This is a genomic window from Hungatella sp. (assembly GCF_046966825.1).
In genome coordinates this window covers 1-11,462 of the sequence record NZ_JBKVCZ010000181.1, presented here as the reverse complement: position 1 = coordinate 11,462, position 11,462 = coordinate 1, and the positions used below count along the sequence as shown (strand labels likewise).

General features: G+C 49.5%; 9 protein-coding genes and 1 pseudogene. 2 read left to right on the top strand and 8 right to left on the bottom strand.

What is annotated here, in order from left to right; all coding sequences use genetic code 11:
* Together ACLTD4_RS30735 and ACLTD4_RS30730 are read left to right on the top strand one after the other, a co-directional pair.
* A partial coding sequence (locus tag ACLTD4_RS30735) for a helix-turn-helix domain-containing protein (RefSeq protein ID WP_147324026.1) occupies window positions 1-593 on the top strand: 593 nt, incomplete at its 5' end.
* Between the two features lie 369 nt (window positions 594-962).
* Window positions 963-1,577, top strand: coding sequence for a helix-turn-helix domain-containing protein (locus ACLTD4_RS30730; RefSeq protein ID WP_008393242.1), 615 nt, complete (start codon window positions 963-965; stop codon window positions 1,575-1,577).
* Window positions 1,578-2,061: 484 nt separating this feature from the next.
* On the opposite strand, the gene ACLTD4_RS30725 is transcribed toward ACLTD4_RS30730, so the two are convergent.
* The 8 genes and pseudogenes from ACLTD4_RS30725 to ACLTD4_RS30690 form a co-directional block, all read right to left on the bottom strand.
* Window positions 2,062-3,237 carry a GntR family transcriptional regulator gene (locus tag ACLTD4_RS30725; RefSeq protein WP_412331818.1) on the bottom strand — a complete coding sequence of 392 codons (1,176 nt, stop codon included), beginning with the start codon at window positions 3,235-3,237 and terminating at the stop codon, window positions 2,062-2,064.
* Entirely contained in the window at window positions 3,224-3,913 is a 690-nt protein-coding gene (locus ACLTD4_RS30720; protein ID WP_117633976.1) for an L-ribulose-5-phosphate 4-epimerase, read from the bottom strand. Before ACLTD4_RS30720 ends, ACLTD4_RS30725 begins: the two co-directional genes overlap by 14 nt.
* Before the next feature lie 79 nt (window positions 3,914-3,992).
* Window positions 3,993-5,555, bottom strand: coding sequence for a xylulokinase (locus ACLTD4_RS30715; protein WP_117634044.1), 1,563 nt, complete (start codon window positions 5,553-5,555; stop codon window positions 3,993-3,995).
* A 91-nt stretch (window positions 5,556-5,646) separates the two neighbouring features.
* A pseudogene (araA, locus tag ACLTD4_RS30710) lies at window positions 5,647-7,117 on the bottom strand (L-arabinose isomerase).
* Window positions 7,118-7,365: 248 nt separating this feature from the next.
* Window positions 7,366-8,436 (bottom strand): hypothetical protein, encoded by a 1,071-nt coding sequence (locus ACLTD4_RS30705; RefSeq protein WP_117633978.1) that lies wholly within the window; start codon window positions 8,434-8,436, stop codon window positions 7,366-7,368.
* Window positions 8,426-9,289 (bottom strand): L-ribulose-5-phosphate 3-epimerase, encoded by an 864-nt coding sequence (locus ACLTD4_RS30700; RefSeq protein WP_117633979.1) that lies wholly within the window; start codon window positions 9,287-9,289, stop codon window positions 8,426-8,428. Before ACLTD4_RS30700 ends, ACLTD4_RS30705 begins: the two co-directional genes overlap by 11 nt.
* Window positions 9,290-9,310: 21 nt before the next feature.
* Window positions 9,311-10,369: an L-ascorbate 6-phosphate lactonase gene (ulaG, locus tag ACLTD4_RS30695; protein ID WP_117633980.1), complete on the bottom strand. Its 1,059-nt coding sequence runs from the start codon at window positions 10,367-10,369 to the stop codon at window positions 9,311-9,313.
* Window positions 10,370-10,437: 68 nt separating this feature from the next.
* A partial coding sequence (locus tag ACLTD4_RS30690) for a glycoside hydrolase family 88 protein (protein ID WP_412331817.1) occupies window positions 10,438-11,462 on the bottom strand: 1,025 nt, incomplete at its 5' end.

The following is an 11,462-nucleotide window of genomic DNA, read 5'->3' as shown; positions in this document are numbered from 1 at the left end:
AGGAACTTGCGGATAAAATCGGTATCAATATGCAGAGCCTTTCCAAGATTGAACGGGGTGTGAATTATCCTACCTTTGACACATTAGAAAAGATAATGGACGTGCTGGGAGTAACGCCCAATGAATTATTATCAGGAGAATGGAAGTATATTGACCACACCGAACCATATATCATGGATATTATCAAACGGGAACAGGACTTCAATGTTTCCTTAGATTATCTGTCTGAAAATGAATTTTTCAATGATGAAAAAGAATGCAGATTTTACATGGAAACCAAACTCATACAGTATATCCATAACTACATTACCAATGAGGTTACGGAGTTAGAAGAACTTATGGAAATCAAGCAGTTGATACAACGTCAAAAAATAGAACGCATGATGAAAGTACATAAGGAAATGCGAGGGTTAGACCGATACAGAGAACAGCCCAAAGAGTATAAATACCATGACCCTTATGATGACTGGATATTCCGTCAACTTGCGGACATAGACAGCAGAAATAACATTCCCGACACTTCGCCACAGTTAGATTTTGATGAAACGGACTATGAAGATTATCTGAAAGAGAAATGGAACAGAGGTCTTTAATTTTCCTCTTGAATGAAAGATACAGCAAACAAAAAGCCCAGTAAAGAGTGCAAAGCACCACCAATGGTGGCAAGGCTCTTGACAGGGCTTTTTCTTTTCTGTGGTTGGTAATCAAGAGGAAGAAAGAAAAAGTGTGTATTTTTCAAGACAGAAAAATGTCAAGGGGGGTGTGCTGATTTTTGTTGTGGCGGATATATGGAACTGTTATAATATGGATATGTTTAAATTACGTTATAAGCAAGAATATTCTGCTGATTTGTCAAAAAACATCATTGCAACTGCCAGTTGACATATTTCCATATCTAAATGGTGGCTATGCAACTGATAATATTGCTAAAATTACACCATGAAAGAAAGGAGTGTTAGCTAATGAATATGGCAGACAGAATACAATATTTAAGGAAATCAAAAGGAATATCACAAGAGGAACTTGCGGATAAAGTTGGAGTTTCAAGGCAGGCTGTTTCCAAATGGGAAAGTGAACAAAGTACGCCTGACTTAGAAAAAATAATTATAATGAGTGATTTTTTTGGAGTAACAACTGACTATATCCTAAAGGGAATTGAACCAGTAGCAGACAAAGAACAAAAAAATAAAGAGCTTACGAGTAAGGTACTTTATATATCATCAACAGCTTTTGTTGCTATTGGGCTGTTTTGTGCATTTGGTAATTGGTATGCAGAACAAACAATGGAAGCAGTTTGGGGTTCAATGATTATTCAAGCTATAGGGATTGTTGGATATTTTATAGCGAGAATACTATCGGAAGAAAAATCCCCCTTTTATGTAAATTGGCTTAATATAATCGGAGTTGCTTTTATGCCTATTTCTATGATTACAGGATATATTTCAGGATTGGTTTTCAAACTAGAAGGGTGGATTGCACCTTATCCGATAGGAATATTTCATACTTTAGTTTTCGTGTTAGTATTCTTTGTAGTTGTGATTGCAAGCTATATTATTCTAAAGAAACAAACAAAATAGTGATTACCTTTATTTTGCAAAAGCAGTTAGTCTTAGGATTGACTGCTTATTAATAAAAGACACCACTTCAATGTGTCAATGGTGTCTTTTTAGTGCTATTTTATCGTCATATCAAGGCTCGTTTAATCGTGGTATATTCGTGGTAAAATGAGTGTTTTTCTATACTTCGAAAAGCTTGAAAGTGTAATATTTATAGGGATAATCAAAAATCAGATATAAAGTTTAATGATAAATTTTAATATTCTGCCTTTTAAAAAATGTAATATTACCATATTCTTGTACTTTTTTTATTTTTTTGCTCCTTTTTCTCATAGAAGTCACCTTCACCCGGATATGAACAGTCAAAAATAACCGGGAGCGCCGATCACATGCATTCTGTGTTCGACACTCCCGGTCATCTTCGTGGTGAGCAGAAAGCCCGACGGGCGCGGGATACCAGGCCTCTCTGCGCCGTCTTGCACCTAAGGTTAATAAAGAACCGGAACTACTCTCCTTTTCCTCTCTCCATGCAGGATTCTCTCACGATCAGCTCCGGCTTCAGAATCCGTTCCACCCGGCTTTCCTCATCCGGCACGCCCTTTATCTTTTCCAGCAGCAGCTCTGCCGCCATAGCTCCCAGCTTTTCCTGCGGATGGGCGATGGTTGTAAGCTTCACCGCCCCGTTTTCTGCAATAAATGAATTGTCGTATCCCGTTACGGAGATGTCCTCCGGAACACGGATTTTCTTCTTTTGAAGCGCCTTTAAAACCTCCAGCGCAATCTGATCGTTATAGCAGACGATGCCGTCCATGGCGGCTCCGCTCTCCAGCATCAGTTCCAGCACCTTCGCCGGCTTCACCGCCCGGTCCTCCGTATGGAACCAGATCACCATATCGGGATCGTAGGGATAACCGGCCTCAAACAGCGCCTTCACATACCCCTTGTGGCGCTCCCTCCCCTGGCTGTCGTCCGCCTTGAATATCCCCAGAATCCGCCGGTGTCCCAATTCAATCAGATAGTTTGTCACCAGATAACCGCCCATACAGTCATCCATCAGGATGTGCGGCTTATTTTTCATCTGCGCATAGTATCCCTGTATGAAGACATAGGGAATCTGATAAAAATCAAGTTTTTCATACAATGCCATATTGGCGCAGAGAATCTCGCTCTTGCTGGGTTCCACGATCAGACCGTCGATATCTTTCTCCAGGATTTCCTCGAGACAGCGGCTTTCCTTCACGCGGCTGTTGCCGGTATTTTTCAGGATAATGCTGTATCCCTCCGCCGTCAGTACGCTGTCGATGCCCTGGATCAGCCTGGGGAACATATAGTCCGACAGATACGTGGTGATAACCGCAATATTCCCCGAACCCCTGTAATCCATTCCGCCGAACGGAAGTGAGGGGGACTTCCCTCTTCTAATTTTTCTGGAGACAAAGGTCCCTCTGCCGTGCTCCGCTTCTATAAATCCCTCCTGCGCCAGGATGGACAGCGCCTTTCGCACCGTATGGCGGCTCACATGGCGGGTGGCGGAAAGTTCATTTTCCGAAGGAAGCTTATCCCCCGGCCTCAGCCGGCCGGCAATGATATCACTCTTCAGTTCCTCCATCAGCACGTAGTATTTCGTCTTCCCGCTCTCGCCCTCCTCCCTGCCTGACGGGCTGCCGTTACTTCTGTCCATAATACGCGTTTGGTCCATGCTTGCGCATAAAATGCTTATCCTGCATGGACTGCGGCGCGGGTTCCACACCGCGGTTTAACATCTCAGTCACAAAATTCATCTTTGCAATCTCTTCCAGCACCACGGCATTATGGACCGCGGTCGCGGCGTCTTTTCCCCAGGTAAAGGGGCCGTGGTTCTTGCACAGAACCGCCGGCACGTGAACCGGATTCCTGTCGCGGAAGGTCTCGATAATCACCATACCGGTGTTCTTCTCATATCCTTCTTCGATCTCCTCCGGCGTTAAATTCCTGGCACAGGGAATCTCCCCATAGAAATAGTCCGCATGAGTCGTCCCATAACACGGCAGCGCACGGCCCGCCTGGGACCAGGCCGTAGCCATGGGAGAATGGGTATGGACTATCCCGCCGATTTTCTCAAACGCCTTATACAGCTCTAAGTGAGTGGCTGTATCGGAGGAGGGATTTAAGTCCCCCTCCACCTTATTTCCATTTAAATCCATGACCACCATGTCTTCCGGTTTTAACTTATCGTAATCCACACCGCTGGGTTTGATGACAAACAGTCCCTTTTCCCTGTCAATTCCGCTGACATTTCCCCATGTATAGGTGATAAGCCCTCTTCTCGGCAGTTCCATGTTGGCCTCATAGACCTCTTTTTTTAATTCTTCCAGCATCGTGTCATTTCCTCTTTTCTATTTTTTATTTCAGTACATGCAGATGGCAGGAATGAGCCGCCTGAACTGTTACGATTTTTCAGACACGCCCCGGCAGACACTCGACTGCGGCGCGCTCAATCGGCAGGCCGCTTATGTACCGCTCCATAAATACCTCGAAGCCGCGCTCATCCGCTTCCTGCGGCTCCATAACCACGCCTTCTTCGTCAGCAAATACACTGTCTGCCAGGTACTTGGCGAGAGAGTCGCTGCCTCCGTCTTTTCTGTAACGCATATAGGAAGCCAGGATTGCCGCGCCCCATGCGCCGCCTTCTCCGGCAGTTTCCATGACGGTCACCGGTACGCCGGCCGCCGCCGCCATAATCCGCTGTCCCACGCCCTTTGTCTTGAATAATCCGCCGTGGCCCAGCAGACTGTCCAGCTTCACGCCTTCCTCCTTAAACAGGATATCCATGCCCACGCGGAGCGCTCCTAATGCCGTATATAAGTGAACGCGCATGAAGTTCGCCAGATTGAACCGGCTGTCCGGCAGACGCACGAACATCGGACGTCCCTCTTCAAAATGAGTGATGTGCTCTCCCGAGAAATAATTGTAAGCCAGAAGGCCGCCGCAGTCCGGGTCGCCTTCCAATGCCAGGTTATATAAGGTTTCAAACAGCTGGTTTCTGTCCGCCTTCATCCCCATCGCCGCGGAAAACTCTTCAAACAAATCCACCCATGCGTTTAAATCAGAAGTACAGTTGTTGCAGTGTACCATAGCCACCAGATCACCGGCCGGCGTTGTCACCAGATCCAGCTCCTCGTGAACCTTTTTCAGTTCCTGTTCCAGAACTACCATGGCAAACACGCTGGTGCCTGCGGACACATTGCCGGTGCGCTTCGCCACGCTGCCCGTAGCCACCATACCGGTTCCTGCGTCCCCCTCCGGCGGACAAAGCGGAATACCGGGTCTTAAGGCGCCGGTCGGGTCAAGAAGCTTCGCGCCCTCTTCCGTCAGTTCTCCGGCTTCCTCTCCCGCGGTCAGCGCCTGAGGAAGAATGTCACGGAGCTTCCACGGCAGATTCTCTCCGGCCGTCAGCTCGTCAAACTGAGCGATCATTCTCTCATGAAAATCCTTCTTATCGGTATCGATCGGAAACATACCGGCGCAGTCGCCGATTCCCAGCACCTTACGCCCGGTCAGTTTCCAGTGTACATACCCCTCCAGTGTGATCAGGTAATCAATCTCCGGCACATGCGCCTCTTTCTTCAGAATCGCCTGGTACAGATGGGCGATGCTCCATCTCTGCGGAATATGGTACTGGAACAGCTCCGTCAGCTTTTCCGAAGCCTCCTCCGTCATGGTATTTCTCCAGGTACGGAACGGCACCAGGATTTCCCCGGCCTTATCGAAAGCCATATAGCCGTGCATCATGGCGGAAATGCCAATGGAGCCGACGGTCGTAAGCGTCACACCGTAGCGTGCTTTTACATCCTCTGCCAGCTTTGCAAAGCTGTCCTGAACGCCTTCCCAGATGTCCTCTAACGTGTATGTCCAGATATTGTCCACGTACCGGTTTTCCCAGTCATGGCTCCCGGAAGCAATCGGCTTCTGGTGCTCATCGACCAGAACCGCCTTGATGCGTGTAGACCCCAGCTCCATCCCCAGAGCCGTTCTCCGTTAAAATGTTTGATATACGTCCCCTGCAGCGCCCTTTTTTCATTTAAACCACAGTCATAGTTTTTCCCCCTCTCTAACGGTAAGCAGCAGAATTCCATCTCAATTCATTCTTAAGCTGCGGATTGTAGTGTCCTCGTCAATGAACTGACTGATCCCATGGAAGCGGCAGTCGCCATCTGCTCTGCAGTCAGATCGTGGAAATGCCGTATGGTGTGCGCCGCCTTAAGTCAGGCTGGCTCCCGGTCTTTAGTTTGGTTCCCGGGTCGAATGCGTGGCAACCGGGCTTCGGCATCGGTTTCTCACTTTTTTGCAGTTCACGGTATTGATGATGAGGCGGAACCGGCGCCTAAGTCCACCAGCGATGTGGCCACTGCCTTTCCTTCCTTTGCGGTAAATACAAGGCGGGCCGGATCCTCCCTGTCTCCCATGGACAGCGGGCATACCTTGATGGCGATCCTGCTGTCCGCGATTGACGGGCATACCTCCAGCATATGTGCCTGCAGAATGCCTTCCTTTCCCGGAACCAGGTTATACGTGTAGTCTTCCATAAAGGAAGTTCCCTTCGCGCCTTCCATACCGGCTGTCATGATCTTCATTAAACGCACCATGGCGGCAGTCTTCCAGTCGCCTTCGCCACCGAAGCCGTATCCTTTTTCCATCAGACGCTGAATCGCCAGACCCGGAAGCTGCTTTAAAGAACCGAGGTCTCCGAAATGAGTCACAATCGCCTGATAATCCTTTTCCACCAGGAATTTCTCAAATCCCAGCTCGATCTGTGCCTGTACTGCCACGTGATTCTTAAACTCTCCGGCATCTCTTCCCTCTAACAGAATATCGTACTTATCGTAGTACTCTTCCACCAGAGCGCTTACATCGCCTGCTGCCACGTCGTTTACATAATCTGCAATCTCGTTCACCGGATAGGCATCGATCTCCCAGCCGAACTTCATCTGGGCCTCCACCTTATCGCCCTCGGTTACTGCTACATTTCTCATATTATCGGCCACGCGGACGACACGGATATGGCTGCTCTCCATGATGCCCACCGCGGTTCTCATCCAGGAGCCGATCGCCGCCTGCACCGAACTTTCATCCCAGAAACCGACGATAACCTTTCTCTCAATGCCCATTCTCGTCACCATGTGGCCGAATTCCCGGTCTCCGTGAGCGGACTGGTTCTCATTCATGAAATCCATGTCAATGGTGTCATAGGGAATCTCCTGATTAAACTGCGTATGTAAATGAAGCAGAGGCTTTCTGTACTCCTGAAGGCCGAGAATCCAGGACTTGGCCGGTGAAAACGTATGCATCCACGTGATGACACCCGCGCATTCCCCGTCACTGTTGGCCTCATGAAACAATGCGCGGATCGATGTATTGTCGATCAGAGTCGGTTTCCAGATCACTTCATAAGGCAGAAGTCCCGACCGGTTAAGCCCCTCTACAATGATTCTGGAATGCTCTGCCACCTTTCTCAGACACTCATCTCCATAAAGATCCTGTGACCCCGTTGCGAACCAGAACTTGTATGCTTTCCTCTCCAAAAAAAAATCCTCCTTATCACTGATATTATTATACTACAACAGTACCACTTGTACCATAGTGTGAACAAGTTGTTTTTTTATAATAATTGCGCTGGTGAAATCGGAGTCCTGTCCCAATGATATTATTTTTCATGGGAAACGAGCACCCCGCCTGAGCAATAGCTGTACGGCAAAATACCCATTTCCCTTTCAATATATTTTTATGTGAAATATGGATTTGTCAATAGAAAAAGGAGGAGAAGCAATTTTCAGACACGCTCCAGTTCGTCAGAAGACGGCGTCACCGTATACATGGCGATTTCGTCGGTTTCCCGGTTGGCGGATATGATCACATCGTTCTGATTCACCATGTAATGACAGACATTGGCCGGACCACAATCCCTGTCAATGATTTCGCGCTCATACGTCCCGCTCTCCCTGCAATAAGAAAATGATACGAGATTTCGTTCGCCCTTCCGGAAACCGATTACGACCCGGGGAATCCGGCACAGCGGGCCGCCATAAACGGCATGTAAGAATTCCATTTTATCCGGGCATTCATATACCTTAAAAAAGCCTTCTCCCCGGTCCTGATAGATCGAAAACGTATCTCCATGAAACGGCGACAGCACCGCCAGTTCCTTTCTGCCGTCCCCGTCCAGATCCAGCAGCACCGCATCGGAAGCCGGTACATCGAGGAGTTCCCGGATCTCCCACTCCCCGTTCCTCTGTTCCGGCGGAAGGAACTGAAATATACCGTTTTCACAGGAGATCACCGCCGTATCCATGCCGCCGTCTTCTGTTCTGGCGTAGCCATGGTTTTTCGTCAGGCCTTCCTTTAAGACCGTAAGCGGCAGCGGATGGGCCTCGTCAAAAGTGCTCAAATCATCCGGAAGCACGGCGCAGTAAACCTTTCCGGGGCAGCTCCAGTCATCCTTATATGCATGGCCGGACTTCAGTGTACAGGCGATCAAGTACTTTACACCGTTTCTGACGAGAATATCGAACCGGTGCACAAACGGAAGCTCCGCCAGGGTTTTCACCTCCCAGACTCCGTCTGCAGGCGTTACGGTTACAAGCTTTGCTTCTTTGGAATCATTGGGGGAATAGAACTTATGGGTCGCCAGAAACTGGCCGTCACTTCCCGGCACCTGGACCATCGTCATGACTCCGCCCGGCCCCTCCCATACTGTGTCCACCTCCTTTCCCGTCTCATCGAACAGGATACAGCGGTCTGTCTTCTCTGCCGCCACCAGAAAATGAAACCTTCCCTGATACGTCAGGGGGGCGATGGAATAGCACTTTGTTAAATTGGCCAGCACCTTTTTTTCAACTTGCATGTTCATCCTCCTTCGCCTGTCTGCCAAGTATGTCGGTCATCATCCGATTCGCCTTCCGGAGTTCATCCATCCAGTCGCCGCCTCCTGTATACCAGAATTCCGTCACATATCTTCGGATACCCAGCCGCCACGCCTCTCTAATCGCCTCTTCGAAATTCACATGGCCGCTTCCGTACGGAATCTCCCGGAATTTCCCCGGCACTGTCTCTTTTAAATGCATGGCCAGCAAACGGCCGCTCCCCGACTTTAAATCCTCGATCACATCGGTCTTATACTGCTTCGCCGCATTGGTGATATTGCCGATGTCGGGATATACTCCCAGATAATCCGATCCCATCAGCTGCACATATTTCATGGCCTTTCCAACCGTATTCATGAACTCGGTTTCCATGGTCTCGAAGCCCAGCAGTATGCTCCTGCTCGCGGCCATATCCACCGATTTTCTCAAATTCATTTCAAACATCTTTTTTGTGAATTCGCTGGACTCCTCATAATACACGTCATATCCCGCCAGCATGATAATTCTGATTCCCAGGTCATCCGCCAGATTGATGGCCTTTTCCATGATTTCCATGCCGCGGATCCGAACGGATTCCTCGCTGCTTCCCAACGGGTATTTCCGGTGGCCGCTTAAACACATGGTCCGGATCGGAAGCCCCGCCTCGTACATATCCTGTACGAGAGAGGCCCGCTTTTCCACGCTCCAGTCCAGCCGCGCCAGTTTTTCTTCGGTTTCATCGATACTCATTTCCAGGAAATCATACCCCGCATCTCTGGCATACGTGAGCTTTTCCCGAAAGCTTAACTCATTTGGCATGGATTTCTCATAAAGTCCCAAGGTATATAATTTCATCGTTACTCCTTTGCCCCGGTCTTACAGCAGGGAACGGAACGGTACGTTAGGCTCATCCGTAAAGCAGTCTTCAAAGCCGCGTCTGTAATGGTACTGGATCTTATCCCGGTCCACCGGCCAGACGTATTTGCCGCCCACGTCCCAGATAAACGGATGGAACTGGTACTGTAAAACGTCTTTCTTATAGTTGTAAAGCATGAGAATCTCAAGGGGATCTGCCTTAAAGTTGGTCCATACGTCGTAATGGATCGGAATCACCACCCTGCACTTTAATGCCTCCGCCATACGAAGAATATCCACGGATGTCATCTTATCCTGATTGCCCGCCGGATTCTCTCCGTAGGAACCAAAGGCAATATCAATGTCGAAATCCTTTCCGTGTTTGGCATAGTATGTACTGTAATGGGAATCCCCGGAATGGTACACGGTTCCGGCCGGTGTCTTGATCACATAGTTCACAGCTTTGTCGTCCATATCGTCCGGCAGCACGCCCCGGATGTCCTCATCCGCTGTGACGAGACACGTTCTGTCAAAGGAATCCGTGACCATGATTTCCACATCCTTAATTTTAATCATATCTCCCGGTTTGACCACTCTGCATCTCGATTCCGGAACGCCGTAGCTCAGCCACTTTTCCACGCTCTTTAGCGGACCGATAAAGGGTACCTCACCGCCGCAGTTCTGCATCACAGCCGCCGCAAAGAACGGATCAATATGGTCATTGTGGTAATGGGTGGACAGTACCGCGTCAACGGCTGTAACAGCAAACGGGTCGTAGACGATGGGCGCAGCCCGGAGATTCGGCTGTGTCGCACGGCCGCCGGTCATATTCCGCATCTGATGAAACGGGTCCATCTCCTTCGTTTTCTGAGACCGTTTTCCATTGCCAAACCACAGATCGATGGCAATATTCGTTTTATTTTCTGTTTTGATCCAGAGTCCGGTACAGCCGATCCACCACATCGCAAAGGTTCCCGGCTTTACCTCCTCCTGGTCGATCTCTTCATTCAGCCATGTCCCCCATTCCGGAAACGCGCCTAAAATCCATTTTTCTCTCGTCAGTTCTGTTACTTTGCTCATATTTGCTTCCTCCATTTTCTACCGAGTGCCCTCGGAAACGCTTTCTGTCCGGTTTCTGTGAGTGCCCGTTACCACATTTGATAAGTTTCACCCCGAAGCTTAAAGATTGCTTCGATAAAATAGTAATCTCCATAAATGATGTGAAACTCATGATTTTTATGGTGATATGCCGCTGTACACTTTTCCAGGATACAGTCGCTGTCTTTTGAGAAATTGCACCTTTTCTCGTACAGTGCCTTCAATAGCTTTTCTGCTGCGCGCCGATAGACCTCCGATTCACACGCTGCGGTCAGCCGCGCAAGCTCCAGAAGCGCGCTGGCTGCTGCCGCTGCCGCCGAGGAATCCTCATAATACGGCTGCTTCGGCGCCCGGAAATCAACCGGGATCAGGCCGTTTTCCGGTATATTGGCTATAAAGTAATGCGCCGTCCGTTTGGCGGTGTCTAAATAGCGTTCATCCTTCGTATGGATATAGCTCGACGCAAATCCATACATGGCCCAGGCCTGGCCTCTGGTCCAGCTGGAGCCCTCCGCATATCCCTGACCGCCCAGAGACCCTGTGAGCTCCCCGGTCACCGAATCGAACCTCATGATATGATTGGAGGAGCCATCCGGCCTGATATAGTATTTCATCACCTGGTCGGCATACATCACCGCCTGCTCCCGGAATCTGGGATCACCGGTTTCATCGGAGGCCCAGTAGAGCAGATTGATGTTCATCATGCAGTCAATAATGGCCCAGCCCGCCGTGTCCTCATCCGGCGCGCCGCTCCACTGATCCCATGCCCGGAAGATCCGGGCCGCCGGATTGAAGCGGCCTGAAAGGATGGTGGCTGCCATCAGGCCGCGTTTTCTCGACTCCGGATTTCCCGTGATCCTGTAATCGGCCACCGCAGACGGAAGCCATACAAAGCCCATATCGTGATGCAGTCCATAGAAATCGGCAAATGCCTGATCCAGCTTTTTTTCCGCATACCGGGCGATATCCACATACCTTTGCTCCCCGGTGCGCAGATAGAGAAGCCACATGATTCCCGGCCAGAAGCCGTTGGTCCACCAGGAAACGCCATCATCCCAGCCAAACTGCCGGTCCT

Excerpts from the sequence above, each read along its gene's own strand:
- ACLTD4_RS30730 (WP_008393242.1), top strand. The coding sequence starts at position 963 with ATGAATATGGCAGACAGAATACAATATTTAAGGAAATCAAAAGGAATA.
- ACLTD4_RS30725 (WP_412331818.1), bottom strand. The coding sequence starts at position 3,237 with ATGGACAGAAGTAACGGCAGCCCGTCAGGCAGGGAGGAGGGCGAGAGC.
- ACLTD4_RS30720 (WP_117633976.1), bottom strand. The coding sequence starts at position 3,913 with ATGCTGGAAGAATTAAAAAAAGAGGTCTATGAGGCCAACATGGAACTG.
- ACLTD4_RS30715 (WP_117634044.1), bottom strand. The coding sequence starts at position 5,555 with ATGGAGCTGGGGTCTACACGCATCAAGGCGGTTCTGGTCGATGAGCAC.
- ACLTD4_RS30705 (WP_117633978.1), bottom strand. The coding sequence starts at position 8,436 with ATGCAAGTTGAAAAAAAGGTGCTGGCCAATTTAACAAAGTGCTATTCC.
- ACLTD4_RS30700 (WP_117633979.1), bottom strand. The coding sequence starts at position 9,289 with ATGAAATTATATACCTTGGGACTTTATGAGAAATCCATGCCAAATGAG.
- ulaG (WP_117633980.1), bottom strand. The coding sequence starts at position 10,369 with ATGAGCAAAGTAACAGAACTGACGAGAGAAAAATGGATTTTAGGCGCG.